The sequence below is a fragment of the Achromobacter sp. RW408 genome, from assembly GCF_003184165.1.
GTDB classification, from domain to species: Bacteria; Pseudomonadota; Gammaproteobacteria; order Burkholderiales; family Burkholderiaceae_B; genus Achromobacter; species Achromobacter xylosoxidans.
This window is the reverse complement of the sequence record NZ_QHHO01000049.1, coordinates 2,211,854-2,237,470: the sequence shown is the minus strand read 5'-3', so window position 1 is coordinate 2,237,470 and position 25,617 is coordinate 2,211,854. Positions and strand designations below refer to the sequence as shown.

Annotated in this window: 25 protein-coding genes; 17 read left to right on the top strand and 8 right to left on the bottom strand. The window is 67.2% G+C overall.

Annotated features, from left to right (window positions below; genetic code table 11):
* Positions 1–637, top strand: a 637-nt coding sequence (locus DK459_RS29785; protein WP_146221932.1) for an MFS transporter, incomplete at its 5' end; no start/stop codon positions are given.
* 120 nt (positions 638–757) lie between these two features.
* Here DK459_RS29785 and DK459_RS29780 read toward each other — a convergent pair.
* Entirely contained in the window at positions 758–3,049 is a 2,292-nt protein-coding gene (locus tag DK459_RS29780) for a bifunctional (p)ppGpp synthetase/guanosine-3',5'-bis(diphosphate) 3'-pyrophosphohydrolase (protein ID WP_024068097.1), read from the bottom strand.
* A 108-nt stretch (positions 3,050–3,157) separates the two neighbouring features.
* Here DK459_RS29780 and DK459_RS29775 point away from each other — a divergent pair, with 108 nt between their 5' ends.
* Both DK459_RS29775 and DK459_RS29770 read left to right on the top strand, forming a co-directional pair.
* Complete coding sequence (locus DK459_RS29775) at positions 3,158–3,991, top strand: zinc-dependent peptidase (RefSeq protein WP_020924710.1); 834 nt, start codon at positions 3,158–3,160, stop codon at positions 3,989–3,991.
* On the top strand, positions 3,988–4,497 hold the full coding sequence (locus DK459_RS29770) for a flavodoxin family protein (RefSeq protein ID WP_070668434.1): 510 nt from the start codon (positions 3,988–3,990) through the stop codon (positions 4,495–4,497). Before DK459_RS29775 ends, DK459_RS29770 begins: the two co-directional genes overlap by 4 nt.
* 165 nt (positions 4,498–4,662) lie before the next feature.
* Here DK459_RS29770 and DK459_RS29765 read toward each other — a convergent pair whose 3' ends face one another.
* Positions 4,663–5,016, bottom strand: coding sequence for a RidA family protein (locus DK459_RS29765; RefSeq protein WP_006389266.1), 354 nt, complete (start codon positions 5,014–5,016; stop codon positions 4,663–4,665).
* A 70-nt stretch (positions 5,017–5,086) separates the two neighbouring features.
* On the bottom strand, positions 5,087–6,262 hold the full coding sequence (pncB, locus tag DK459_RS29760; protein ID WP_006389265.1) for a nicotinate phosphoribosyltransferase: 1,176 nt from the start codon (positions 6,260–6,262) through the stop codon (positions 5,087–5,089).
* 156 nt (positions 6,263–6,418) lie between these two features.
* Between pncB and fdxA the strand changes: the two genes are divergently transcribed.
* The 14 genes from fdxA (at position 6,419) to DK459_RS29690 (ending at position 20,160) form a co-directional block, all read left to right on the top strand.
* Positions 6,419–6,742 (top strand): ferredoxin FdxA, encoded by a 324-nt coding sequence (fdxA, locus tag DK459_RS29755; RefSeq protein WP_006389264.1) that lies wholly within the window; start codon positions 6,419–6,421, stop codon positions 6,740–6,742.
* Positions 6,743–6,788: 46 nt separating this feature from the next.
* A complete protein-coding gene (locus DK459_RS29750) occupies positions 6,789–7,589 on the top strand; it encodes a ferredoxin--NADP reductase (protein ID WP_020924712.1) in 801 nt (266 codons plus the stop codon).
* Between the two features lie 236 nt (positions 7,590–7,825).
* Positions 7,826–9,052 carry a polyhydroxyalkanoate depolymerase gene (locus tag DK459_RS29745; RefSeq protein WP_020924714.1) on the top strand — a complete coding sequence of 409 codons (1,227 nt, stop codon included), beginning with the start codon at positions 7,826–7,828 and terminating at the stop codon, positions 9,050–9,052.
* 62 nt (positions 9,053–9,114) lie between these two features.
* Positions 9,115–9,759: an electron transport complex subunit RsxB gene (gene rsxB / locus DK459_RS29740; RefSeq protein ID WP_054484080.1), complete on the top strand. Its 645-nt coding sequence runs from the start codon at positions 9,115–9,117 to the stop codon at positions 9,757–9,759.
* The gene (nth, locus tag DK459_RS29735; RefSeq protein ID WP_020924716.1) at positions 9,756–10,391 is read left to right on the top strand and encodes an endonuclease III; all 636 of its coding nucleotides are present in this window, start codon (positions 9,756–9,758) and stop codon (positions 10,389–10,391) included. The genes rsxB and nth overlap by 4 nt, the downstream gene beginning before the upstream one ends.
* Positions 10,392–10,759: 368 nt before the next feature.
* Positions 10,760–11,533: an ABC transporter ATP-binding protein gene (locus DK459_RS29730; RefSeq protein ID WP_006389259.1), complete on the top strand. Its 774-nt coding sequence runs from the start codon at positions 10,760–10,762 to the stop codon at positions 11,531–11,533.
* Positions 11,530–12,240, top strand: a complete 711-nt coding sequence (locus DK459_RS29725) for an ABC transporter ATP-binding protein (RefSeq protein WP_006389258.1) — start codon at positions 11,530–11,532, stop codon at positions 12,238–12,240. Before DK459_RS29730 ends, DK459_RS29725 begins: the two co-directional genes overlap by 4 nt.
* Positions 12,241–12,301: 61 nt before the next feature.
* On the top strand, positions 12,302–13,516 hold the full coding sequence (locus DK459_RS29720) for an ABC transporter substrate-binding protein (RefSeq protein ID WP_006389257.1): 1,215 nt from the start codon (positions 12,302–12,304) through the stop codon (positions 13,514–13,516).
* A 98-nt stretch (positions 13,517–13,614) separates the two neighbouring features.
* Positions 13,615–14,502 (top strand): branched-chain amino acid ABC transporter permease, encoded by an 888-nt coding sequence (locus DK459_RS29715; RefSeq protein ID WP_006389256.1) that lies wholly within the window; start codon positions 13,615–13,617, stop codon positions 14,500–14,502.
* Positions 14,499–15,482, top strand: coding sequence for a branched-chain amino acid ABC transporter permease (locus DK459_RS29710; protein ID WP_006389255.1), 984 nt, complete (start codon positions 14,499–14,501; stop codon positions 15,480–15,482). Before DK459_RS29715 ends, DK459_RS29710 begins: the two co-directional genes overlap by 4 nt.
* Before the next feature lie 112 nt (positions 15,483–15,594).
* Positions 15,595–16,605, top strand: a complete 1,011-nt coding sequence (locus DK459_RS29705; RefSeq protein WP_110135230.1) for an ABC transporter substrate-binding protein — start codon at positions 15,595–15,597, stop codon at positions 16,603–16,605.
* A gap of 72 nt (positions 16,606–16,677) precedes the next feature.
* Complete coding sequence (locus DK459_RS29700) at positions 16,678–17,523, top strand: branched-chain amino acid aminotransferase (protein ID WP_006389253.1); 846 nt, start codon at positions 16,678–16,680, stop codon at positions 17,521–17,523.
* 82 nt (positions 17,524–17,605) lie between these two features.
* The gene (locus DK459_RS29695) at positions 17,606–19,756 is read left to right on the top strand and encodes a phosphocholine-specific phospholipase C (RefSeq protein WP_110135229.1); all 2,151 of its coding nucleotides are present in this window, start codon (positions 17,606–17,608) and stop codon (positions 19,754–19,756) included.
* A complete protein-coding gene (locus DK459_RS29690; RefSeq protein ID WP_054499451.1) occupies positions 19,753–20,160 on the top strand; it encodes an ASCH domain-containing protein in 408 nt (135 codons plus the stop codon). The genes DK459_RS29695 and DK459_RS29690 overlap by 4 nt, the downstream gene beginning before the upstream one ends.
* 22 nt (positions 20,161–20,182) lie before the next feature.
* Here DK459_RS29690 and DK459_RS29685 read toward each other — a convergent pair whose 3' ends face one another.
* The 5 genes from DK459_RS29685 to DK459_RS29665 all read right to left on the bottom strand — a co-directional run.
* Complete coding sequence (locus DK459_RS29685) at positions 20,183–20,947, bottom strand: ABC transporter ATP-binding protein (RefSeq protein WP_006389249.1); 765 nt, start codon at positions 20,945–20,947, stop codon at positions 20,183–20,185.
* Entirely contained in the window at positions 20,944–22,782 is a 1,839-nt protein-coding gene (locus tag DK459_RS29680) for an ATP-binding cassette domain-containing protein (RefSeq protein ID WP_020924721.1), read from the bottom strand. The genes DK459_RS29685 and DK459_RS29680 overlap by 4 nt, the downstream gene beginning before the upstream one ends.
* Positions 22,783–22,787: 5 nt before the next feature.
* Entirely contained in the window at positions 22,788–23,825 is a 1,038-nt protein-coding gene (locus tag DK459_RS29675; protein WP_110135228.1) for a branched-chain amino acid ABC transporter permease, read from the bottom strand.
* A gap of 133 nt (positions 23,826–23,958) precedes the next feature.
* Positions 23,959–25,122, bottom strand: a complete 1,164-nt coding sequence (locus DK459_RS29670) for an ABC transporter substrate-binding protein (RefSeq protein WP_006389246.1) — start codon at positions 25,120–25,122, stop codon at positions 23,959–23,961.
* Between the two features lie 247 nt (positions 25,123–25,369).
* Positions 25,370–25,617 (bottom strand): biotin transporter BioY (locus DK459_RS29665; protein WP_233256877.1); only part of this gene is annotated, 248 nt, incomplete at its 5' end.

Genomic DNA, 25,617 nt, shown 5'->3' with positions numbered 1-25,617 from the left:
CGCCGCGCGCGGCGAAGTACAGCGCCTGAGCCTGGGCGAGATGGTCCGCACGCACACCCGCGAGACGCTGATCGGCGTGGGCCTGGTGGTGACGGCGACGGTGTCGATCTACATCACCTTCACGTACCTGGTAACCTACTCGACCCAGATCCTCAAGCTGCCGCTGAACCAGACCTTCCTGGTGCAGATGGCGGGCGCCGCGCTGATGGTGCTGCTGACGCCGTTCATGGGCGCCTGGTCCGACCGCGCCGGCCGCCGCCCCATCGTGATCGGCTCGCTGATCGGCTACCTGGTGGTCCTGTATCCGCTGTACTACTGGCTGTCGGACGCGCCGTCGATCGGCCGGCTGCTGACCGTGCAGATCGTGGTGTGCTTCTTCGTGTCGGCTTTCTTCGGCGTGTTCAGCACCGTCATGGCGGAACTGTTCCCGGCGCGGGTACGCTCGGTGGGCCTGTCGCTGGCCTATAACGTGGCGGTGATGATCTTTGGCGGTTTTGCCCAGTTCATCGTGACCTGGCTGATCAAGACCACGGGTTCTCCCATGGCGCCGGCCTACTACGTAATGTTCGGCGTGGCGCTGGGGCTGGTGGCGTCGTTCTTCATGCGCGAACGCGCCCACGAGAACCTGGATCACTGATATTCCCGGGCCGCAATGGCCCGGGCGATGGTCCATTACGGGGCGGCCCTGGCAACGACCTTGCATGGGCGCCCTCTTCCGAGCCGCCCGTCCCCGGGGCGGCCCGTCTTGCATCGCAGGCTAGCGGCGCACCGCCGACGACACGCCCGGCACTTCCGCCAGGGCATCCAGCGCGCGCGCCAGCGATTCGCCGCCGCGCACTTCCACCGTGAACACCATATGGGCCAGCGACTGCCGGCTCTGGGTGTTCACGCCCACCACGTTCAGGCGCAGCCGCGCGAACACTTCGGACAGGTCGCGCAGCAGGCCGGAGCGGTCGTGCGCGCGCACGCTGATGTCGACCGGATAGAACGTGTCCGCAGGGGTCTCGCCCCAGGCCACCTCGATCACGCGCTCGGGCTCGCGCGCGGCCAGCGCCAGATAGCTGTGGCAGTCGCTGCGGTGGATCGACACCCCGCGCCCGCGCGTCACGAAACCGGCGATGGCGTCGGGCGGCGCCGGGCGGCAGCAGCGCGCCAGCTGCGTCAGCAGCGAGCCCACGCCCACCACCAGCACCCCGCTCTTGCCGCTTTTCTCGGCGCTGCCGGCGCTGGCGTGGCGCAGGGCGGCCGGCTGCGGCTCGGCGGCGGGCGCCGGCTGCTGGAACACGGCGTCGATCTGGCGCAGGCTGAATTCTTCCTTGGCGGCGGCCACGTACAGGTCGTCGGCGCGGGCGAACCCGAGGTTCTGCGCCAGCTGTTCGAGATTGACCGCGGTCTTGCCCAGCCGTTGCAGTTCCTTTTCGACCAGCGCCTGGCCTTGCGTGATGCGCTGCTGCAGTTCGATGGCGTTGAACCACATGCGCACCTTGGCGCGGGCGCGCGGGCTGGCCAGGAACCCGAGCTGTGGATTGAGCCAGTCGCGCGACGGGCCGCCGGACTTGGCCGAGATGATCTCGACCGTCTGGCCGGTGGCCAGGCGTGTCTGCAGCGGCACCATCTGGCCGTCGACCCGCGCGCCGCGGCAGCGGTGGCCCAGGTCGGTATGCAGGTGATAGGCGAAGTCGACCGGCGTGGCGCCGGCCGGCAGCTCGATCACCCGCGCCTGCGGCGTCAGCACGTAGATGCGCTCGTCCGTGGGAGCCGGCGTGACGGCGGCGTGGCGGCTCTTGCCCGGGCCGGACTTGGCGGCGGCGGGCTTGGCCGCATCGGACTTGTCGGCCGCGGCGCCATCGCCCGCCTCGACGTCCGTGTTCCAGGCCAGCAGTTGGCGCATCCAGGCCAGTTGCCGGTCGTACTCGCTGGAGGCCGCCACCTGCCCGCCCTTGGCGCCGGCTTCCTTGTAGCGCCAGTGCGCGGCCATGCCGTACTCGGCGAACTGGTGCATCTCGCGCGTACGGATCTGCACCTCGAACGGCCGGCCGTCGTCGTCGGCCACCACGGTATGCAGCGAACGGTAACCGTTGGGCTTGGGCCGCGAGATGTAGTCGTCGAATTCGTCGGACAGCGGCGTCCACATCTCGTGCACCATGCCCAGCGCCGTGTAGCAGGCGCGCACGTCGTCGACGATGATGCGCAGCGCGCGCAGGTCGTACATCTGCGAGAAATCCAGGCGCTTGACCCGCATCTTGTTCCAGATGCTGTAGATGTGCTTGGGCCGGCCGCTGACCTCGGCTTCGATGCCATGTTTGGCCAGCGCCGTCTGCAGGCGTTCGATGGCGCCGGCGATGAAGGCTTCGCGCTCGACCCGCTTTTCCTCGAGCAGGCGGGCGATCTGCTTGTAGCGGTCGGGCTCCAGGAAGCGGAACGCCAGGTCTTCCATTTCCCACTTGATCTGCCAGATGCCCAGGCGGTTGGCCAGCGGCGCGTACAGGTCCAGGGTTTCGCGGGCGAAGGCGGTCGAACAGGGCGTCTTGCTTTCGGCGTGCCAGCGCAGGGTGCGCAGGCGCGAGGCCAGGCGCATCAGCACGATGCGCAGATCGGCCGCCATGGCCAGCAGCATCTTGCGCTGCATTTCCTTCTGCGAGCCGGTTTCCGCTTCGGCGTCGCTGGCCTGGCGCGCGACCACGCCCAGCCGCAACAGGGCCCGGGTGCCCTGCACCAGGCGGGCGACCTCGGCGCCGAAGGTGGTGGCGACGGGGTCGTTGCGCAGCGCGGGAGCCGGCGCGGTCAGGTCGGTCGGCAAGGCGGCCAGCAGGGCCGCGGCGCGCGTGGCGGCGTCGGTGTGCAAGCCGGCCAGGATCCGCACCACGCCGGCGCCGTGCGAGGCCAGCGGTTCGCCGGTCAGGGCCTGCTGGCCCTCGAAACGGGGAACCGACCAGGCCACCGCCTGGTCGATAAGCGCAAGGCCGTCGGCGTCGAGGCCCGCCCCCGCCTCCTGTCGCCAGGAAGCGTCGAAAGGCGAAGGCGCATCAGGAACGGGCGGGGCGGACATCGCGGGCGTATTGCGGTTACGGTAATCGAGGATTCCGACACTCTACACTAGGAATCAACGCTGAAAACCCCGGCAACCACCGGGCACATATACAAGGAACCCAAGCTTATGTTGCGCTGGCTCAAGGGCCGGGGAGCGCGCGCCGCCGAGGTGGCGCAGATGCAGGCCCGGATCGCGCCCGACCTCTGGCGGCAGGTGCTGCAGGCCCACCCCTTCCTGGCGGCGCTGGACGCCGACGAATCCGCGCAGTTGCTGGCGCGCTCGGCCTGGCTGCTGGCCAGCAAGACCATCAATGGCGCCCGCGGCCTGGAGGTCACCGACTTCATGCGGCTGTCGATCGCCGCCCAGGCCAGCCTGCCTATCCTGAACCTGACGCCCACGCTGTACGAAGGCTGGGACGAAATCATCGTGTACCCCGCGGGCTTTCGCATCCCGCGCAAGCAGATGGACGAGGACGGCGTGATGCACGAATACCTGGAGGACGCCGCCGGCGAGGCCTGGGAAGGCGGCCCGCTGGTGCTGTCCTGGGAGGACACGCAACTGTCCGAGGGCGGCTTCAACGTGGTGATCCACGAGTTCGCGCACAAGCTCGACCTGCAAGCGGGCTTTGCCGACGGCATGCCGTCGCTGGCGGCGCACGGCGATATCAAGCCGCGCGAATGGCGCCGCGTCCTGGACGACAGCCTGGACCGTTTCATCGCCGCGGTGGACGCGGTGGAAGCCGCGATTCCGCATGACGTGGACCCGGAAAGCGCCGAGGCCGACGCCTGGTACGGCCAGTTGCCGCTGGATCCCTACGCCGCCACCGACGAGGCCGAGTTCTTCGCCGTCAGTTCCGAGCACTTCTTCGTCGATCCCCACCCCATGGCCGAGGCCCTGCCCGAATGGTTCGGCCTGCTGCGGGCCTACTACCGCCAGGACACCCTGGCGCGCTACCCATGAAACGGCTGCTGATCGTGTGGCATTCCCGCACCGGCGCGGCCCGCCAGATGGCCGAGGCCGCCGCCCGCGGCGCGGCCGCGGCGGCGGCGCAGCTGGAACAGGCGGACGACCTGGCGGTGACGCTGCGCCGCGCCGCGGACGCCGGGGTCGACGAGGTGCTGGCCAGCGACGGCTTCCTGTTCTGCGCGCCGGAAAACCTGGCCAGCCTGAGCGGCGAAATGAAGGAGTTCTTCGACCGCTGCTACTACGGCGTGCTCGATCGCATATCCGGCCGGCCCTACGCCTGCCTGGTCAGCGCCGGCAGCGACGGCGCCGGCGCGGCGCGCCAGGTGGAGCGCATCTGCACCGGCTGGCGGCTGCGGGCCTTGGCGCCGGCCCTGATCGTCAACCTGGGCGCCCAGACGCCGGAACAGATCGCCGCCCCCAAGACCGTGGCCCCGGCCGAGCTGGCGCGCTGCGAGCAAGCCGGCGGCCTGCTCGCGGGGCTGCTGCTGACGGCGGGTTGACGCGGGCCAGCCGCCGGTCAGCGCGGGCCGGCCGACCCGGCGCGCGTCGCCAGAGTCGGCAATTCTTCCCGGCGGTCACGGCGCCGTGACGCCACGCGACGGCCTGCGCAAACAAAAAAAGCCCTCCGGCCTGCCGGAGGGCTTTTCATCGCGCGGACGCGCCGATCAGGCGACGGCGGCGGTGACGACGATCTCGACCTTGAAGTCGGGATTGGCCAGGCGGGCCTCGACGGTGGCGCGCGGAGGCGAGTTGCCGTCGGCGACCCAGGCGTCCCAGGCCTTGTTCATGCCGTCGAATTCCTTCATGTTGGCCACGTAGATCTGGGCCATCAGGATCTTGGTCTTGTCCGTGCCGGCTTCAGCCAGCAGGCGGTCGATGGTGGCGAGCACTTGCTCGGTCTGGCCGGTGATGTCCAGCGTGGAATCGTCCGGCACCTGGCCCGCCAGGTACGCGACGCCGTTGTACACGGCCATGTCCGACAGGCGCTTGGCGACGTGGAAGCGCTTGATGCTGCTCATGAATATTCCCCTAATGACGAGTTGCGGGTTGAACAATGCGAAGAATGGCGAACTTTACCCTGACCGGGTTTCAGGCGGGCGGCAGCTGGAACACCTGGCGCAGATAGGCCAGGTAGGCCGGATCGTCGCACATGGTCTTCTCGGGCGCGTCGGACACCTTGGCCACCGGCTGGCCATTGCAACGCACCATCTTCATGACGATCTGCAGCGGCTCGTGGCCAAGGTCGTTGGTCAGGTTGGTGCCGATGCCGAATGACACCTTGCAGCGGCCGGCGAACTGGCGCGCCAGCTCGATGGCGCGCGGGAAGGTCAGCGAATCCGAGAACACCAGCGTCTTGGCGCGCGGGTCGACGCGGTTCTTGCGGTAGTGCTCGAGCAAGCGTTCGCCCCAGACGAAGGGATCGCCCGAATCGTGCCGCGCGCCGTCGAACAGCTTGCAGAAATACATGTCGAAGTCGCGCAGGAAGGCGTCCATGCCATAGACGTCCGACAGCGCGATGCCCAGGTCGCCGCGGTATTCCTTGGCCCACACTTCCAACGCGAACACCTGCGAATCACGCAGCCGCGGACCGAGCGCCTGGCAGGCCTGCAGATATTCGTGGCCCATGGTGCCCAGCGGCAGGACTTCGTGCTGCTTGGCCAGCAGCACGTTGCTGGTGCCGGCGAAGTGCGGCCCCATCTGGGCCTTCATGGTCGACACGATCTCTTCATGCCAGACCTTGGAGAAGCGGCGGCGGGTGCCGTATTCGGCCACGCGGAAATCGGCCAGCGCCGGGTCGTCCAGCACCAGGTGCATCTTGGACTGCAGGCGCTTGCGGCCCTCGGCCCAGTCCGGGTTCTTGCGCGTGTTGCGGAAGTAGACCTCGTTGACGATGGCCAGCACCGGGATCTCGAACAGGATGGTGTGCAGCCAGGGGCCCTTGACCTCGATGCTGATCTCGCCCGGCCCCTCGCCCTCTTCGATGCTGATGCAGCGCTCGGGCAGGTGGAACAATTCGAGGAAATCGACGAAGTCGCTTTTGATGAAACGCAAGCCACCCAGATATTTAAGTTCGTCCTCGGTGAAGCGCAATTGGCACAACTGGTGCACTTCTTCGCGAATTTCGTCCAGGTAGGGGCGCAGGTTGACCCCCGGAGTCCGGCATTTGTAACGGTACTCGACCTGGGCAGCGGGAAACTGATGCAGCACCACCTGCATCATGCTGAATTTATACAGGTCGGTGTCGAGCAGCGAGGTGATTATCATGATTGCGCGTATCGTTTCGCGACACCATAGCATAGCGGGCCCGGCCGAACCCCCATTGCGCCACGATGTCAACAGGGTATTGGCGGCGTATCGGCCCCGCATTGGGTAAAATTGGCGCAACAAGACACAAATGCCGCCAGCCCGGAGCTCCTGAGAATGACCCACGTAGTCACCGAAAACTGTATCAAGTGCAAGTACACCGATTGCGTCGACGTATGCCCGGTGGACTGTTTTCGTGAGGGTCCGAACTTCCTGGTGATCGACCCCGACGAATGCATCGACTGCGCCGTGTGCATCCCCGAGTGCCCGGCCAACGCCATCTACGCCGAGGAAGACGTGCCGCAGGACCAGCTCAACTTCATCGCCCTGAACGCCGAACTCTCGCCCGAGTTCGCCAGCATCAGCCGAGCCAAGAAGCCGCTGCCCGACGCCGACGAATGGAACGGCAAGCAGGACAAGCTGCAATACCTGGAAAAATGATCCGCGAGCGCGCGGCCGCCAGCGGCCCGCGCCGCGCGATGTGCCGATGACCGACGATTCCAAATACACGCGCCAGACCGTCACCCACGTCCATACCTGGGTGCCCGACAAACTGTTCTCGGTGCGCGTCACGCGCGACGACGCGTATGCCTTCCAGCCGGGCCAGTTCGCCCGCGTCGGTCTGCCGGGCGCGGACGACCCCGATGGCCTGCCGACGCTGTGGCGCGCCTATTCGATGGTCTCGGCGCCACACCAGCCCTGGCTGGAGTTCTATTCCATCGTGGTGCCCGAGGGCCTGTTCAGCCCGCGCATGGCGCGGCTGCAGCCCGGCGACGCGCTGTATGTCGAGAAAGCGCCCTACGGCTTCCTGACGCTGGAACGCTTCGCCCCCGGCGGCGACCTCTGGCTGCTGGCCTCCGGCACCGGCCTGTCGGCCTACCTGTCGATCCTGCGCGACCCGGCCGTGTGGCGTGCCTACCGCCGCATCGTCCTGGTGCACGGCGTGCGCACCGCGGCGGAGCTGGCCTACCGCGAGGAAATCGAAGGCTGGCGCAATGACCCGTCCCTGGCGGAGCTGTTCGCGGCCGAGCCGGACAAGCTGACCTACCTGCCGATCGCCACCCGCGAGACGCTGCCCGGCATGCCGCAGGCGCGCCTGACCGCCCTGATCGCCGACGGCGGACTGGAACGCCTGGCCGGCCTGCCGCTGGACCCGGAGCAAGCGAAGATCATGCTCTGCGGCAATCCGGACATGCTGGCCGACGCCCGCAAGCTGCTGGGCGAACGCGGCTTCAAGCCGGGCCGCCGCGGCATCCCCGGCAACCTCGCGGTGGAAAACTACTGGTGAGTCTTCGCCCGGTCCGGATCGGCCCCTCCTGGCCCGTCCGGCCTAGGGCGAAAATCCGCCGTTTTACCCTCCAATGCAACACGATTGCGCCCTAAACTGGTGCGCAAGGGATGACGGGTCGCATTTTTGCAACACAAAATCCGGTTTTCGGGCGCTTTCGTCAGACAAATTGGAAATACCGTTACTCCCCGGCGCAATAATCGGGGCACACGCACGACCCAGAAGGACTTCCCCAAATGCTGTACCAATTGCACGAAATGCAGCGCGCCTTCCTGACTCCGTTCGCTGCATTCACGGATGCCGGTTCCCAGCTGTTCTCCAGCCCTTACAGTCCCCTCGCCTACACCCCGATCTCGCGCCAGATGGCCGCGGGATACGAGCTGATGACGCGCATCGGCAAGGAATACCAGAAACCCGCCTGGAACCTGCCCGCCACGGAAATTGCCGGCAAGCCGGTCCGGGTCACGGAATCGGTCGTGCTGGACAAGCCCTTCTGCCGCCTGGTGCATTTCCATCGCGACGTGCGCCAGACCCCGCAGGACGATCCCAAGGTGCTGCTGGTGGCGCCGCTGTCGGGCCATCACGCCACGCTGCTGCGCGATACCGTGCGCGCCTTGCTGCCCGGCCATGACGTCTACGTCACCGACTGGATCGACGCGCGCATGGTGCCGCTGTCGGCCGGCCCGTTCCACCTGAACGATTACGTGCGCTACGTGCAGGACTTCATCCGCCACCTGGGGCCGGACGTGCACGTGATTTCCGTCTGCCAGCCCACCGTGCCGGTGCTGGCCGCCGTGTCGCTGATGGCCTCGGCCAACGATCCCTGCCAACCGCGCAGCATGGTCATGATGGGCGGCCCGATCGATCCGCGCCAGTCGCCCACGCAGGTGAACCGCCTGGCCACCACCAAGCCCTATTCGTGGTTCGAGAACCAGGTCATCCACCCGGTGCCGCCGCGCTACCCGGGGTCGGGCCGCAAGGTCTACCCGGGCTTCCTGCAGCATGCCGGGTTCATGGCCATGAACCCCGACCGCCACATGAAGTCGCACTACGACTTCTACCTGGACCTGCTGCGCGGCGACGACAGCGACGCCGAGGCCCACCGCCGCTTCTACGACGAATACAACGCCGTGCTGGACATGCCGGCCGAGTTCTACCTGGACACCATCCGCATGGTGTTCCAGGAATTCGCGCTGCCCAACGGCACCTGGGAAGTCGACGGCCAGCTGGTGCGCCCGGCCGACATCAAGAAGGTGGCGCTGTTCACCATCGAGGGCGAGCTGGACGACATCTCCGGCCAGGGCCAGACGCGCGCCGCCATCAAGCTGTGCAAGAACATCCCGGCCGACCGCAAGATGCACTACACCGCCCCCAACTGCGGCCACTACGGGATTTTCTCCGGCCGCCGCTGGCGCGAAATGATCTGTCCTAAAATCGCGGAATTCATCCGGCAATCGGCCTGAGGCCTTTCACCGTCCGTCCACGGGGGCCCTCGCGGGCCCCTTTGCTTTTCCCGTTGTCCGCCATGTCCTGTCGCTCACTCGCCGATCGCATCGACGCCCTGCTGCCCCAGACGCAATGCACCAAGTGCGGCTACGACGGCTGCCTGCCGTATGCCGAGGCCATCGCCGCCGGGGCCGCTCCGATCAACCGCTGCCCGCCGGGCGGCGACGAAGGCATCGCCGCCCTGGCGGCGCTGCTGGAAACTCCCGCCCTGCCGCTGGACGCCAGCCGCGGCGAGCCCGGCCCGCTGCTGGTGGCCCGCATCGACGAGGCGCACTGCATCGGCTGTACGCTGTGCATCCAGGCCTGTCCGGTCGACGCCATCGTCGGCGCCAACAAGCACATGCACACCGTGCTGCCCGACTGGTGCACCGGATGCGACCTGTGCGTGGCGCCCTGTCCGGTGGATTGCATCGAGATGGTCCCCGCCGGCCGCGCCTGGAGCGCCGCTGACGCCGCCGCCGGCCGCCAGCGCCATCGCCACCACCAGGCGCGCATGGAGCGGCTGGCGGCCGACAACGCCCGCCTGATGGCACCCGAGCCCGCCGCCGCCGCGCCGGCGCCCGCCGCCCCTTCCGATGACGCGCAAGGCGAAGACCGCAAGCGCGCCGCCATTGAATCCGCGCTGGCCCGTGCCCGCGCCCGCCGCAACGCCCCGCGCCCATGAACGCCGCCAAACGCCGAGAGATCTTCGCCCGCCTGCAAGCCGCCAATCCGCAGCCCACCACCGAACTCGAATACGACACGCCCTTCCAGCTGCTGATCGCGGTGCTGCTGTCGGCGCAGGCCACCGATAAGTCGGTGAACATCGCCACGCGCAAGTTCTTCCCGCGTTACGGCACCCCGCAGGCGCTGCTGGCGCTGGGCGAGGAAGGCCTGTCCGATTACATCAAGACCATCGGCCTGTACCGCACCAAGGCCAAGAACGCCATCGCCACCTGCCGCATCCTGATCGAACAGCATGGCGGCGAAGTGCCGCAGACCCGTGAAGCGCTGGAAGCGCTGCCCGGCGTCGGTCGCAAGACCGCCAACGTGGTGCTGAACACGGCCTTCGGCCAGCCCACCATGGCGGTCGACACGCACATTTTCCGGGTCTCGAACCGCACCGGCCTGGCGCCCGGCAAGAACGTGCTGGAAGTCGAACTGAAGCTGGAGAAATTCGTGCCGCGCGAGTATCTGCAGGACGCGCATCACTGGCTGATCCTGCACGGCCGTTATGTGTGCGTGGCGCGCAAACCGAAATGCCCGCAATGCGGCATTTCGGATCTCTGTGAATTCAAAGCCAAAACTCCCGCCTGAGATCCGCGCCGCCCGCGCGGCGGATTCGCGCGGAAAGTTCGTTCGCGCATGGGCAAATCCGGGTTTTTCCCGATGATTGCAACGATGACGGATTGATGACGGTCAATACGGATTTGCTGCAACGCATTGCATGAGGATATAGGGTTTTCGCCCAGTAGCCATGCGAATTGTCCGCTATCCGACAATTCACCTTTCCGCACCGCAAAACCTATGACAAACCCTCATGGAATTTTGATTCGGAGGTGCGCATACTCGCCGGCAACTCTTATAGAAAACCGTGGCATCGCCATGATTTTCCTTACCCCGCGGGGGGCCCTGCGAATAACGCCGGGCAGGGTCCAAATAAATACAACGCCGGTGCAGCGGACATGGACGACACGATCCTGGAGACAAAAGGCCTCACCAAGGAATTCCGCGGTTTTGTCGCGGTCAATGGGGTCGATTTGCGTATCAAGCGAGGCGAGATTCATGCCTTGATCGGGCCGAACGGCGCGGGCAAGACCACATGCTTCAACCTGCTGACCAAGTTTCTCTCTCCCACCTCGGGAACCATCAAGTTCAATGGCATCGACATCACCGGTGAGCGCCCGGCGCAGATCGCGCGGCGCGGGGTGATCCGCTCGTTCCAGATTTCGGCGGTGTTCCCGCACCTGACCGTGCTCGAGAACGTGCGCATCGGCCTGCAGCGCAAGACCGGGCTGTCGTTCCATTTCTGGCAGAGCACCAGGCGCCTGGCCGCGCTGGACGAGCCGGCCCGCGCCCTGCTCGACCAGGTTGACCTCGGCGCCTTCGCCAACGAGACCACGGTGAACCTGCCGTACGGCCGCAAGCGCGCGCTCGAGATCGCCACCACGCTGGCGATGGAACCGGAGCTGATGCTGCTGGACGAACCCACGCAGGGCATGGGCCACGAAGACGTGGACCGCGTCACGCAGCTGATCAAGCGCGTCAGCGCCGGCCGCACCATCCTGATGGTGGAACACAACATGAACGTGGTGTCCTCGATCGCCAACACCATCACCGTGCTGGCGCGCGGCGCGGTGCTGGCCGAGGGCAACTACGCCGAAGTGTCCCGCCATCCCGCCGTGATGCAGGCCTACATGGGCACCACCGACGGCGAACTCCAAGGAGCGCACGCATGAGTACCCCGGCACTGGAAATCTCGGGCCTGCAGGCCTGGTACGGGGAATCGCATATCCTGCACGGCGTGGATATGCGCGTGGGGCAAGGCGAGGTCGTCACGCTGCTGGGCCGCAACGGCGCCGGCCGTACCACCACGCTGCGGGCCATCCTGGGCCTGACCGGTTCCCGCAAGGGTTCCGTGCGCATCCACGGCACCGAGGCCATCGACCTGCCGACCTACAAGATCGCCCATCTGGGCGTGGGCTATTGCCCCGAGGAACGCGGCATCTTCGCCAGCCTGTCGTGCGAGGAGAACCTGCTGCTGCCGCCCGTGGTGGGCTCGCTCGGCGGCGGCATGTCGCTGGCCGAAATCTACGACATGTTCCCCAACCTGCAGGAACGCCGGCATTCGCCCGGCACGCGCCTGTCGGGCGGTGAACAACAGATGCTGGCGGTGGCGCGCATCCTGCGCACCGGCGCCAACCTGCTGCTGCTGGACGAGATCTCCGAAGGCCTGGCGCCGGTCATCGTGCAGGCGCTGGCCCGCATGATCACGGCCCTCAAGCAGCGTGGCTACACCATCGTCATGGTGGAACAGAATTTCCGCTTCGCGGCGCCGCTGGCCGATCGCTTCTACGTCATGGAGCACGGCCAGATCGTCGAGCATTTCGAAGCCGCCGAACTTTCAGAAAAACAGGACACGCTCAACGAATTGTTGGGCGTCTGAATAACCTGTCATCCGCCGGGTTCCCGGCATCCCATACACCAAAGGGAAGAGGAGTCATCCCATGAAGCTGCACACCATCACTGCTGCACTGGCCATGGCGGGCCTGGGATTCGCCGGGGCGACCGCCCAGGCACAAGGCATCTCCGACGATGTCATCCGCATCGGCTTCATCACCGACATGTCCGGCGTGTATTCCGACATCGATGGCAAGGCGGGCCTGGAAGCGGTCCGCATGGCGATCGAGGACTTCGGCGGCAACGTCAACGGCAAGAAGATCGAGGTGCTGTCGGCGGACCACCAGAACAAGGCCGACGTGGCCTCGGCCCGCGCGCGCGAATGGTTCGACCAGCAGAAGGTCGACGTCATCATCGCCGGCACCAACTCGGCCACCAGCCTGGCCATGGCGGCCGTGGCCGCCGAGAAGAAGAAGCCCTTCATCGCCATCGGCGCGGGCGCTTCGGACCTGACCAATGCCCAATGTTCGCCGTACACCGTGCACTACGCCTATGACACGGTCGCGCTGGCGCGCGGCACCGGTTCGGCGGTGGTGAAAGATGGCGGCAAGAGCTGGTTCTTCCTGACCGCCGACTACGCCTTCGGCCACGCGCTCGAACGCGACACCATGGCCGTGGTCAAGGCCGCCGGCGGCGAGATCAAGGGCCAGGTGCGCGCCCCGCTGGGCGCCTCCGACTTCTCGTCGTTCCTGCTGCAGGCGCAGTCGTCCAAGGCGCAGATCCTGGGCATGGCCAACGCCGGTGGCGACACCATCAACACCATCAAGGCCGCCAACGAATTCGGCGTCACCAAGACCATGAAGATGGCCGGCCTGCTGGTGTTCATCAACGACGTGCACTCGCTGGGCCTGGAAGCCACCAAGGGCATGTACCTGACCGACGGCTGGTACTGGGATCAATCCGACGCCTCGCGCGCCTGGTCCAAGAAGTTCGAAGCCAAGGTCGGCCGCAAGCCGTCCATGCTGCAGGCGGGCGATTACTCGTCCGTCACGTTCTACCTGAACGGCGTGAAGGCCACCGGCACCGACGATGCCGACACCCTCATGAAGTGGATGAAGTCGAACAAGATCAACGACTTCTTCACCCAGGGCGGCTATGTGCGCGAAGACGGCCGCATGATCCACGACATGTACCTGATGCAGGTGAAGACGCCGGCCGAATCCAAGGGCCCGTGGGACTACTACAAGGTCGTGGCCACGCTGCCGGGTGACGAGGTCTACACCAAGCTGTCCGAGTCGACCTGCAAGCTGGTCAAGAAGTAATTCCCGTCGATGCGACCCATTGATGCGACCTGGCCCGCGCGGCCGGGTCGCATCCTGAATTTGCCCGCTTCCCTTCGTACGCGCAGGATTTTTACAAGATGACTGATATTTTCGGCATCCCCATACAGGCCTTGTTCGGCCAGTTGCTGCTGGGACTGGTCAACGGTTCGTTCTACGCCATGCTGTCGCTCGGCCTGGCGGTTATCTTCGGACTGCTGAACGTCATCAACTTCGCGCACGGCGCGCTCTACATGCTGGGCGCCTTCCTGGCCTGGATGGGGCTGTCGTACCTGGGGTTGAATTACTGGGTCATGCTGATCCTGGCGCCGCTGGTGGTCGGGTTGTTCGGCATCATCATCGAAAAGCTGTTGCTCAAGCACCTGTACAAGCTCGACCACCTCTACGGGCTGCTGCTGACCTTCGGTTTGACACTCCTCATCGAAGGCCTGTTCCGCAGCTTCTACGGCGTGTCGGGGCAGCCCTACCCCACGCCCGACGCCCTGCGCGGCGCCACCAACCTGGGCTTCATGGTGCTGCCCAACTACCGCGGCTGGGTGGTGGCGGCATCGGTGGTGGTGTGCCTGGCGACCTGGTTCGTGATCGAACGCACGCGGCTTGGCGCCCTGCTGCGCGCCGGCACCGAGAACCCGCGCCTGGTCGAGGCCTTCGGCGTCAACGTGCCGCGCATGATCACGCTGACCTACGGCTTCGGCGTGGCGCTGGCCGGCTTTGCCGGCGTGCTGGCGGCGCCGGTGCTGCAGATCTCCCCGCTGATGGGGTCCAACCTCATCATCGTGGTGTTCGCGGTGGTCGTGATCGGCGGCATGGGGTCCATCATGGGCGCCATCGTCACCGGCCTGGGCCTGGGCGTGATCGAAGGCCTGACCAAGGTGTTCTGGCCCGAGGCGTCCAGCACGGTCGTCTTCATCATCATGGCCATTGTCCTGTTGCTCCGCCCGGCCGGGCTGTTCGGAAAAGAGAAATGAATCGTCAATTCCTGGGCTATGCGGTCCTGGCCGTCGTGGTGGCCATACTTCCTTTCGTCGGGGTGTATCCGATCTTCGCCATGAAGATCATGTGCTATGCCCTGTTCGCCTGCGCCTTCAACCTGCTGCTGGGCTTTACCGGCCTGCTGTCGTTCGGCCACGCCGCCTTCCTGGGCAGCGCCGCCTACGCGGCCGGCCACGCGCTCAAGGTATGGGGCGTGCCGACCGAGATCGGATTGCTGTTCGGCGTCGCGGTGGCCGCGCTGCTGGGCCTGGCGATGGGCGCGCTGGCGATCCGCCGCAGCGGCATCTACTTCGCCATGATCACGCTGGCGCTGGCGCAGATGGTGTTCTTCTTCTTCCTGCAGGCCAAGTTCACCGGCGGCGAGGACGGCCTGCAGAGCGTGCCGCGCGGCACGCTGCTGGGCATCATCGACCTGTCCAAGGACCTGAACCTGTACTACCTGGTGATGGGCGTGTTCATCATCGGCTACTTCATCATCTGGCGCACGGTGCATTCGCCGTTCGGCCAGGTGCTGCAGGCGCTGCGCGAGAACGAGCCGCGCGCGATCTCGCTGGGCTACGACGTCGATCGCTTCAAGCTGCTGGCCTTCGTGCTGTCGGCCGCCATCGCCGGCCTGGCGGGCGCCACCAAGACGCTGGTGTTCGTGTCCGCGACCCTGTCGGACGCAACCTGGCAGATGTCGGGCCTGGTGATCCTGATGACGCTGATCGGCGGGCTCGGCACGCTGACCGGGCCTATCCTCGGCGCGTTCATCGTGGTGCTGCTGGAAAACAAGGTCGGCGACTTCGGCCAGATGATGGCCAGCCTGACCGGCGTGGACTGGTTCCTGCGCCTGGGCGAATCGGTGACCATCGTGATCGGCCTGATCTTCGTGATCTGCGTGCTGGCGTTCCGCCGCGGCATCGTCGGCGAGATCGGGGCGCTGATCGAGAAGCGGCGCGCCGCGCGCGCCTGATCCGCGCGGCCGCCGGCCGCATCGCCTGCCTGACCTTCGGGGCCGCTGCACGCGGCCCCGATTGCATGGCGCCTTTACAATGACCGGCACGCAATCAGAAAGGTGCTCCATCATGCGCATGAAGCCTTTGCTCGCCGGCGTCCTGGCCCTGTCCGCCGCCCTGCTCGCGCCCGCCGCGGCCCACGCCGCCAAGCCGGTCTGCGAAGTCGACCGCCCGGTCCGCTTCAGCGGCCTGAACTGGGAATCCAACCTGGTGCTGGCCGGCATCGAACGCTACGTGATGGAACACGGCTACGGCTGCAAGACCAGCGTCGAGATCGGCGAGACGCTGCCCATGCTGGCCGCCCTGCAGCGGGGCGACGTCGACGTCACGCCCGAGGTGTGGCCGGGGCAGATCGAGGTGGCCTGGAAAAAGGCGCTGGCCAGCGGTCGGGTGCAGGGCCTGGGGCATGTCTACGACGCCGGCGAAGGCTGGTACGTGCCGCGTTACACCGTGCAGCGCCATCCCGAGCTGAAATCGGCGGCGGACCTGGCGCGCTTCAAGGACGTCTTCGCCGACCCCGAGGATCCCGGCCGCGGCCGCATCTACGGCTGCCCGGCCGGCTGGGCCTGCGGCACGCTGAACGACAACCTGTTGCGCGCCCTGGGCCTGGAGCGCGACTACAGCCTGTTCGCGCCCGGTTCCGGCGCCGCGCAGAAGGCCGCCATCCTGTCGGCCTACAAGCGCAAGCGCGACATCGTCTTCTACTACTGGACGCCCACCGCGCTGGTCGGCGCGCTCGATCTGGTCAAGCTGGAACTGCCGGTCTTCGACCAGACCGCCTATACCTGCCTGACCGATCCCAAGTGCGCCAAGCCCGTGGCCACCGAATTCAAGCCCAACCCCGTGGTCACCGGTGTCAACAGCGCCTTCGCCAAGGAGGCGCCGCAGTTGGCCGCGTTCCTGGCCAAGCTGACCATTCCGAGCGACGCCATCGACGCCACGCTGGGCTGGCTGGAGAACGAAGGCAAGGAGCCCGAAGAGGCGGCGCGCTATTTCCTCAAGCGGTACGGCCCGGTCTGGCGGCAGTGGATGCCGGCCGATGCGGCCGAACGGGTGCAGGCGGCGCTCGACAAGGAGTGAGGCGGTCCGCGCCTCATGTATCCTGACGTTTCGGCGCCGAGATGCGCCAACCTGACACCGAAGGAAACCACCATGGACGCCTTGTTCTGGCACAACGGTCACTGGACCACCGAAAACCCCAAACTGCTCGGCCCCGCCGACCACGCCTTCTGGATGGCCAGCATGGTCTTCGACGGCGCGCGCGCGTTCCGCGGCCTGACGCCCGACCTGGACCTGCACTGCCAGCGCGTGGTGCGCTCGGCCGAAAAGATGCTGATGAAGCCGCAGATCAGCTGGCAGGAAATCCAGGCGCTGTGCCTGCAGGCGGTGGCCAAGTTCCCCGAAGGCAGCGAGCTCTACATCAAGCCGATGTTCTTCTGCGCCGACGGCTTCCTGCTGCCGGATGCCGACAAGACCCTGTTCGTGCTGCACGTGTTCAAGGTGCCGATGCCGGGCGACCAGGGCTTTGCCGCCTGCTTCTCCAGCTTCGCGCGTTCCTGGCCCAACATGGCGCCGACCGACGCCAAGGCCTCGTGCCTTTACCCCAATGGCCAGCGCGCCATCCGCGAGGCGATGGACAAGGGCTTCGACAACGCCATCATGCTGGACGGCGCCGGCAACGTCGCCGAGTTCGCTTCCAGCAACCTGTGGATCGCCAAGGACGGCGTGGTTTCGACCCCGGTGGACAACGGCACCTTCCTGAACGGCATCACGCGTCGCCGCGTGCTGGCGCTGCTCAAGGCCGACGGCGTGGAAGTCCAGGAACGCAGCCTGACGCGCGCCGACATCGAGGCCGCCGACGAAGTGTTCTCGTCCGGCAACTACGGCAAGGTGGTGCACGTGAACCGCGTCGAAGACCGCAAGCTGGAATACGGCCCGCTGGCGCGCCGCGCCCACAAGCTGTACATGGACTACGCCGAAAGCACCCGCAAGCAGTAGGCGCCCCGCGGCGCCACGGAACGCGCCGCCCCGTCCGGGACGGCGCCGCATGACAAGGACACCCCGCAAGGACACCCCCCGCATGCAATCCCGACGCGAATTCCTGCGCGGCGGCGCCGCGATCGCCGGCGCCGGCAGCGCCCTGGCGCTGCTGCCCGCCTCCATCCGCCGCGCGCTGGCGATTCCCGCCAACCGCAGCAAGGGCACGATCGAGGACGTCGAGCACATCGTCATCTTCATGCAGGAAAACCGTTCGTTCGACCATTACTTCGGCGGCCTCGCCGGGGTGCGCGGCTTCGGCGACCGCTTTCCCATCCCGGTGCCCGCCAGTCCCGACTTCGAACGCCGCACGGTCTGGGCGCAGTACAACGGCCGTCCCGATGCCGGCGCGCCCCGCAGCGTGCTGCCGTTCCGGCTCGACACCGGCGCGGCCTACGAGGCCATGCGCGTGGCCAGCACGCCGCACACCTGGTCCAACGCCCAGGACGCCTGGGACGCCGGCCGCATGGGCCAATGGCCGGCCGCCAAGAAGAACCATTCGATGGCGTACTACACCGAGGCCGACATGCCGTTCCAGTACGCCATGGCGCGCGCCTTCACCGTGTGCGACGCCTACCACTGCTCGTTCACCGGCGGCACCAATACGAATCGGCTGTTCCTCTGGAGCGGCACCAACGACGGCCTGGGGCGCGGCCACGGGCCGGCGCTGGGCAACACCTACAACAAGCTGGGCGGCGGCGATCCAGCCGGCGCCTACACCTGGACCACCTATCCCGAACGCCTGGAGCGCGCCGGCATCCGCTGGCGCATCTACCAGGACATGGCGGACAACTACTCGCTCAACCCGACCGCGGGCTTCAAGGCCTACCGCGACGCTTACCACGGCGTGCCGGGCTCGCTGGCCGCGCTCAAGGACAAGGCGTTGACCACCCGCGGCCTGGACCTGCTGCGCCAGGACGTGCTCGATGGCACCTTGCCGCAGGTGTCGTGGATCTGCGCCACCAAGGCCGGCTCCGAGCATCCCAGCCCCTCCAGCCCGGCGCAGGGCGCGGACTACACGGCAAGGGTGCTGGACGCGCTGACCGCCAATCCCGAGGTCTGGAGCAAGACCGTCCTCTTGCTGATGTTCGACGAGAACGACGGCTTCTTCGACCACATGCCGCCGCCCGCCCCGCCCTCGCGCGGCCCGGACGGCCGGCTGGCGGGCGCGTCCACCGTGGACACCGCCGGCGAATACCACGAGATCGTCACCGGCGCCGAAAAGGACGATACGGCCGCCCACCTGCACGGCGTCTACGGCCTGGGGCCGCGCGTGCCGATGTACGTGCTGTCGCCCTGGACCAAGGGCGGCTGGGTCAACTCCGAAGTATTCGACCACACCTCGGTGCTGCGCTTCGTCGAGCGCCGCTTCGGCGTCGCCGAGCCCAACATATCGCCGTGGCGCCGCGCCGTCTGCGGCGACCTGACGTCGATCTTCGATTTCGCCACGCCCGACGAGGCCGACCTGACCCGTGGCCTGCCGGCCACCGCCACGCGCGCGGCCCAGGCCGCCGCGCTGCCGGGCACCATCACCCCGCCCGCGCCCGCTCGGCCCGCCCTGGCGCGGCAGGCGGCCGGCACGCGGCCGTCGCGGCCGCTGCCATATGCCTTGTCGGCGCGGGCCCGCGTGGCGGATGAACGCATCATGCTGCGTTTCGACAATACCGGCAGTGCCGGCGCCGTGCTGCACGTCTACGACCGCCAGCGGCTGGAAGACGGCCCACGCCGCTACACCGTCGAAGCCGGCAAGCACCTGGAGGATGGCTGGCAGGTGACGGGCGACGACGGCCGCTACGATCTGTGGATACTGGGCCCGAACGGCTTTCACCGCCACCTTGCCGGCCGGCTGCGCGCCGATCCCGCGCCCCTGGCGGTCGAAGCCGCCTGCGATGCCGCCGGCCCGACGCTGCGGCTGAAGATCCACAACCCCGGCGGGCTGGCGCGCGGTTTCCAGGTCGAGGCCAACGCCTATGGGCATGCCGGCCACCACGAACCGGCGCTGGCGCCCGGTGTCGGCGCCACCCTGGCCTGGAACCTGGCCGCCAGCGGCGGCTGGTACGACTTCAGCGTGCGCGCCGACGACGCGCCCGGCTTCATCCGCCGCTTCGCCGGACGCGTCGAGACCGGCGCCCCTTCCATCTCCGACCCCGCGATGGACGAAGAATTGATCCTGCAATGGGCGCCACCCGCATGAAACCGCCCGCCCCTTACGAGAACGCCGTGACCTTCCAGTTCGGCGATTCGCCCGAGTTGGCCGATGAATTGCTGGCATTGGTGTTGTCGGGCGCCAAGACCGCGACCTGCGGCGCGCTGCGCGACTTCGACGAGAAGGAACCGGTGCCCGAGCCGGGCCGGCGCGACGTGGTGCTGGATGGCCGCCGCCGTCCGGCCTGCGCCATCGAGACGATCAGCATCGTGATCCAGCGCTTCGACGAAGTGGACGAAGCCTTCGCCGTGGCCGAGGGTGAAGGCCCCTACGACGTCTGGCGCACCGGACACATCGCCTATTTCGACCGCAATGGCGGCTACGCGCCGGACATGCTGCTGGTGTGCGAGCGCTTCCGCGTGGTCGAAGTGTTCAAGCGCGAGGCGGACTGAAGCGCCCGCCTCGCGGCGTGGATCAGGCTTCGGCCTGCTCCGCGCCCTTGCCCAGGCCGAGATAGCTCTCGATCACCTTGGGATCGCCAGCCAGCTCGCGCGCCGGACCGTGCAGGATGACTTCGCCGGTCTCGAGCACGTAGCCGTAGTCGGCCACCTGCAGCGCCGCGCGCGCATTCTGTTCCACCAGCAGGATCGCCACGCCGGTCTCGCGCAGGCGCGCGATGATGTGGAAGATCTCGCGCACGATGCGCGGCGCCAGGCCCAGGCTGGGTTCGTCCAGCATCAGCAGCGCCGGCTTGGCCATCAGCGCGCGGCCGACCGCCAGCATCTGGCGCTCGCCGCCCGAGAGCGTGCCGGCCTGCTGGGCGCGGCGTTCACGCAAACGCGGGAACAGGTCGAAGACTTCGTTGAGCGTGTCGCGCCAGCCGCTTTCGCGGGCGCGGTAGCGGCGGAAACCACCGAGCAGCAGGTTGTCTTCGACCGACATGCTGCCGAACAGCTCGCGCCGCTCGGGCACCAGCGACATGCCGGCGGCGACCCGGCGCTCGACCGGCCAGCTCGACACATCGGTGCCCGCGTACTGCACGGAGCCGGCCGCGTGGCCGGTCTGCGGCAGCGATCCCATCATGGCGTTCAGCATGGTCGACTTGCCGGCGCCGTTGGCGCCGATCACCGTGACGATGCTGCCGGCCGGAACCGTCAGCGTGGCGCCGGCCAGCGCGCCGACCTTGCCATAGCGGGCCGACAGGTTGCTGACTTCGAGAACAGGCTTGGACGTCGTCATTGCACGCCTCCCGCGGACACCGGCTTGGCCTGGTCGGCTTCGGGCAGGTCATCGTCGATGCCGCCCAGGTAGGCTTCCAGCACCGCCGGGTTCTGTTGCACCTCGGCCGGCACGCCTTCGGCCAGCTTGGTGCCGAAATCCATCACCACCAGGTGGTTGGTCAGGCGCATCACAAAATCCATGTCGTGTTCAACCAGCAGAATGCTCATGCCCTCGGCGCGCAGCTGTTCCAGCACGCGAGCCAGGTCCTGCTTTTCCTTGTAGCGCAGGCCGGCGGCCGGCTCGTCCAGCAACAGCAGCACCGGATCGCTGGCCAGGGCCCGCGCGATTTCCAGGATGCGTTGCTGGCCGAGCGCCAGGTTGCCCGCTTGTTCGTACAGGTATTCGCCCAGGCCGACGCGCTTGATCTGCTCGGCGGCCTCATGCAGCAGTTGCGCTTCGCGCGCGCGGTCGGTGTGCAGGGCGCCCGCCCACACGCCCACGTCGGAACGCAGGTGCGCGCCCAGCGCGACGTTTTCCAGCACCGTCATGCCCGGCAGCAGCTGCACGTGCTGGAAGGTGCGGCCCACGCCCAGCTTGGCGATCTCGCGGGCCGAACGGCTGTCGATGCGCTCGCCCATGAAGGTGACCTTGCCGCGCGTCACCGGCAGCACGCCGCTGATCAGGTTGAAGGTGGTGCTCTTGCCGGCGCCGTTGGGGCCGATCAGGCCCATGATCTCGCCGGAGCGGACCTTGAAGCTGATGTCGTTGACGGCGACCAGGCCTCCGAATTCCTTGCGGATGGCATCCACCTCCAGCACCACTTGACCGGCCTGCGGCCGCGCGCGCAGCGGCAGCGCCGGCGCCGGCTTGGGCGGAGCCAGGTTGCGGCGCGAGCCGTCGGCGCCGGTGAGGCTGCCCCACCAGCCCGCCAGGATCGGCCAGAGGCCGTTGCGGGCGTATTGCAGCATCAGGATCAGCAGCACGCCGAAGACGATCATCTCGAAGTTGGCGTTGGTGTCCAGCAGCTTGGGCAGCAGGTTCTGCAGCTGGTCCTTGAGCACCAGGATGACGCTGGAGCCGAGCAGCGCGCCCCAGACGTAGCCGGCGCCGCCGACCACGGCCATGAACAGGTACTCGATGCCGTAGTTGATGCCGAACGGGCTGGGGCTGACGGCGCGTTGCATGTGCGCGTAGAGCCAGCCCGAGACGCAGGCCAGCAGCGCCGCCCAGACGAAGATCACGACCTTGTAGGCGGCCGTGTTCACGCCCATCGACTCGGCCATGCCGGCGCCGCTCTTGAGCGCGCGGATGGCGCGGCCCGGACGCGAGTTCAGCAGGTTGCGGGTGGCCCACAGCGCCAGCAGCACGAACACCCAGATCAGGTAGTAGATGTGGCGGCCGCTGGCCAGCGACATGCCGAAGATGCTGATGGGCTCGATGCCGGCGATGCCGTCATGCTTGCCCAGCCAGTCCAGGTTGCCGAACAGGAAGTACAGCGACAGGCCCCAGGCGATGGTGCCCAGCGGCAGGTAGTGGCCCGACAGGCGCAGCGTGATCGCGCCCAGTAGGTACGCCACCACGGCGGTCAGGATCAGGCCGGCGGGCAGCGCCAGCCACGGCGACACATCGTATTGCGTGGTCAGGTAGGCGGTGGTGTACGCGCCCAGGCCGACGAACGCGGCCTGGCCGAACGAGGTCAGGCCGCCGACGCCGGTCAGCAGCACCAGCCCCAGCACCACCAGGCTGGCCAGCCCGATGTAGTTCAATTGCGTCACCCAGAACTCGGGCGTGACCGGCAGCAGCGGCAGCCCCGCCAGGACGACGATGAAGACGACAAGCAGAATGCGGTTCATGGCGTTTACTCCTCTTCGTCCACGTGATGGGTGCTGAACGAACGCCAGACCAGAACCGGGATAATCAAGGTGAAGACGATCACTTCCTTGTAGGCGCTGGCCCAGAAGGACGAGAACGATTCCAGCACGCCCACCAGCAGCGAGCCGGCGGCCGCCACGGGGTAGCTGGCCAGGCCGCCGATGATGGCGCCGACGAAGCCCTTCAGGCCGATCAGGAAGCCCGTGTCGTAGTAGACCGTGGTGATGGGCGCGATCAGCATGCCGGACATGGCGCCGATGGCGGTGGCCAGCGTGAAGGTCAGGCTGCCCGACATGGTGGTGCTGATGCCCACCAGACGCGCTCCGCGGCGGTTGACGGCGGTGGCGCGCAGCGCGCGGCCGTACAGCGTCTTGCCGAAGAACAGCCACAGCGCGATGATCAGCAGCGCGCAGGTCGCGACCACGAACAGGCTCTGCGCCGACCAGGTGGTGAAGCCCAGGTCGACCTGGCCGCTCACGAACGCGGGCGTGCGCCAGCCTTCGGCGCCGAAGAACACCAGGGCCAGGCCGGTCAACGCGAAGTGCACCGCGACCGACACGATCAGCAGCACCAGCACGGTGGCCTCGGCCAGCGGCTGGTAGACGATGCGATAGACCATCGGGCCCATCGGGATCACCAGCAGCAGCGTCAACAGCATGTTGAGCCACAGGGAATTGCCGGCGGCGGTGTAGGTGACCGTCAGCCACAGCAACGCGAGCGGCATGACGAGACAGGTCAACACGGCCTTGGGCAGGCCTGCCGCGCTGCGGGTCCGCAGCGCGCGCAGCAGTTCAAGCGCCAGGCACACGACGCCCAGCAGCGGAAGGAGATAGGCGGTGCCGGGCACCTTGCCGTCCACCAGCATCGCGAGCGTCAGGGCGCCGAACGCCACGAACTCGCCCTGGGGAATGAAAATGACGCGCGTAACGGCGAACACCAGCACCAGCGCCATGCCCAGCAGGGCATAGATGGCGCCGTTGACGATACCGTCTTGCAGCAGAATCAGCGCAATTGAGGAATCCATCTAACAACCTTATTGATTCTTGGTGTTCCGACCCCGCCCGGAACACTGATACGACACACCGGCCGGAGAGGCCGGTGCGAAGCATTGCTCGGGCACCCTTGCAGGCGCCCGTGGATCGGGCAATCCGGGGGAATTACAGGCCGGGCTGGTAGACCCACTTGCCGCCTTCGACCTTGACGATGACGCGCGAACGCTCATCGAAACCGGCGTGGTCGGTCGGCGACATGTTGAACACGCCTTGCGACGCGGCCAGGTCCTTGACGTTTTCCAGGGCGTCGCGCATGGCGGCGCGGAATTCCGGCGTGCCGGGCTTGGCGCCGGTCTTCAGGGCCGCGGGCAGCGCGGCAACGACCAGTTGGCCGGCATCCCACATGTGGCCGCCGAAGGTGTTGGTGGAACCGGCGCCATTGGCCTTCTCGTAGGTCTCGACGTAGGCCAGGGCCGACTTCTTGACCGGGTTGCTGTCGGGCAGCTGGGCCGCGACCAGCAGCGGGCCGGCGGGCAGGTACATGCCGTCGCAGTCCTTGCCGCAGACGCGCAGCACGTCGTTGTTGGCGGCGCCGTGGGTCTGGTAGATGGTGCCGCCGTAGTTGCGGGCCTTCAGTTCCTTTTGCGGCAGCGCGGACGGGGTGCCGGCGCCGGCGATCAGGATGGCGTCGGGCTTGGCGCCGATCAGCTTGAGCACCTGGCCCGTCACGCTGGTGTCGGTGCGGCTGTATTTTTCGATGGAGACGATCTCGATGCCCTTGGCCTTGGCGGCCTTCTGCATCACGTCCAGCCAGCCGTCGCCATAGGCGTCGGCAAAGCCGATGAAGCCCAGCGTCTTGACCTTGGACTTGGACATGGCGTCGGCCAGCGCGCCGGCCATCAGGGCGTCGTTCTGCGGGGTCTTGAAGACCCAGCGGCGCTTGTCGTCCACGGGTTCGACGATCTTGGCGCTGGCGGCCACGCTGATCATCGGCACCTTGGCTTCGGCGGCCACGTCCACCATGGCCAGCGAGCCCGGCGTGACCGACGTGCCGATCAGCACGTCGACCTTGTCGTCGGACGCCAGCTTGCGCGAGTTCTTGACGGCTTGCGTCGTGTCGGTGGCATCGTCCAGGACGATCCATTCGATCTTCTGGCCGGCCACTTCCTTGGGCAGCAGCGCAACCGTATTGCGCTCGGGGATGCCGAGCGACGCGGCGGGACCGGTGCTGGACACCGTGACGCCCACCTTGACCTGGGCGCTGGCCAGCAGCGGCAGGGTCAGGGCAACGGCGGCGGCGGCCGCGGACAAGCCGAAGTGCTTGCGCATGTTTTGTCTCCTGTGGTGGCTCTGTTATGCCCCGGTCGAGGCGGAAGCGAGCCTAGTTAAAGTTATACAGAAAAAAATATTATAGGGTTAAAACAGTATCAAATGACTTCGCGCAACTACGGTAAATCCCTGATGTGCTACGGAAACCATGTTTCAGCAAACGCATTCGTTAATGGCGAACTTGTACTTGAAAGCCAAACGGGCGTCAGTTGGGGGATTCCCTGGGGCCATGATCGCTGCGTCGCGCTCACCGGCCACGCATCGGCCAGACCCGCTCGACCCGCGTCGCCACCCACGCCGCCAGCGCGGCCTTGATCAGGTCGCCGGGCACGAACACCACCACCGCCGTCGCCGCCTTGGCCAGCCCCATCTTGGTGACCGTGGCCAGCCACGGCACGCCGAAGGCATAGACCACCGCGATGCCGCCGACCACGCAGGCGATGGCGCAGCCGGCCAGTTGGCCGCCGAACCCCGCCGCCCGCCCCGCCAGGCGCC

Coding starts and splice junctions, on each gene's coding strand:
- DK459_RS29780 (WP_024068097.1), bottom strand. CDS start 3,049: ATGTCCGCCCCGCCCGTTCCTGATGCGCCTTCGCCTTTCGACGCTTCC.
- DK459_RS29775 (WP_020924710.1), top strand. CDS start 3,158: ATGTTGCGCTGGCTCAAGGGCCGGGGAGCGCGCGCCGCCGAGGTGGCG.
- DK459_RS29770 (WP_070668434.1), top strand. CDS start 3,988: ATGAAACGGCTGCTGATCGTGTGGCATTCCCGCACCGGCGCGGCCCGC.
- DK459_RS29765 (WP_006389266.1), bottom strand. CDS start 5,016: ATGAGCAGCATCAAGCGCTTCCACGTCGCCAAGCGCCTGTCGGACATG.
- pncB (WP_006389265.1), bottom strand. CDS start 6,262: ATGATAATCACCTCGCTGCTCGACACCGACCTGTATAAATTCAGCATG.
- fdxA (WP_006389264.1), top strand. CDS start 6,419: ATGACCCACGTAGTCACCGAAAACTGTATCAAGTGCAAGTACACCGAT.
- DK459_RS29750 (WP_020924712.1), top strand. CDS start 6,789: ATGACCGACGATTCCAAATACACGCGCCAGACCGTCACCCACGTCCAT.
- DK459_RS29745 (WP_020924714.1), top strand. CDS start 7,826: ATGCTGTACCAATTGCACGAAATGCAGCGCGCCTTCCTGACTCCGTTC.
- rsxB (WP_054484080.1), top strand. CDS start 9,115: ATGTCCTGTCGCTCACTCGCCGATCGCATCGACGCCCTGCTGCCCCAG.
- nth (WP_020924716.1), top strand. CDS start 9,756: ATGAACGCCGCCAAACGCCGAGAGATCTTCGCCCGCCTGCAAGCCGCC.
- DK459_RS29730 (WP_006389259.1), top strand. CDS start 10,760: ATGGACGACACGATCCTGGAGACAAAAGGCCTCACCAAGGAATTCCGC.
- DK459_RS29725 (WP_006389258.1), top strand. CDS start 11,530: ATGAGTACCCCGGCACTGGAAATCTCGGGCCTGCAGGCCTGGTACGGG.
- DK459_RS29720 (WP_006389257.1), top strand. CDS start 12,302: ATGAAGCTGCACACCATCACTGCTGCACTGGCCATGGCGGGCCTGGGA.
- DK459_RS29715 (WP_006389256.1), top strand. CDS start 13,615: ATGACTGATATTTTCGGCATCCCCATACAGGCCTTGTTCGGCCAGTTG.
- DK459_RS29710 (WP_006389255.1), top strand. CDS start 14,499: ATGAATCGTCAATTCCTGGGCTATGCGGTCCTGGCCGTCGTGGTGGCC.
- DK459_RS29705 (WP_110135230.1), top strand. CDS start 15,595: ATGCGCATGAAGCCTTTGCTCGCCGGCGTCCTGGCCCTGTCCGCCGCC.
- DK459_RS29700 (WP_006389253.1), top strand. CDS start 16,678: ATGGACGCCTTGTTCTGGCACAACGGTCACTGGACCACCGAAAACCCC.
- DK459_RS29695 (WP_110135229.1), top strand. CDS start 17,606: ATGCAATCCCGACGCGAATTCCTGCGCGGCGGCGCCGCGATCGCCGGC.
- DK459_RS29690 (WP_054499451.1), top strand. CDS start 19,753: ATGAAACCGCCCGCCCCTTACGAGAACGCCGTGACCTTCCAGTTCGGC.
- DK459_RS29685 (WP_006389249.1), bottom strand. CDS start 20,947: ATGACGACGTCCAAGCCTGTTCTCGAAGTCAGCAACCTGTCGGCCCGC.
- DK459_RS29680 (WP_020924721.1), bottom strand. CDS start 22,782: ATGAACCGCATTCTGCTTGTCGTCTTCATCGTCGTCCTGGCGGGGCTG.
- DK459_RS29675 (WP_110135228.1), bottom strand. CDS start 23,825: ATGGATTCCTCAATTGCGCTGATTCTGCTGCAAGACGGTATCGTCAAC.
- DK459_RS29670 (WP_006389246.1), bottom strand. CDS start 25,122: ATGCGCAAGCACTTCGGCTTGTCCGCGGCCGCCGCCGCCGTTGCCCTG.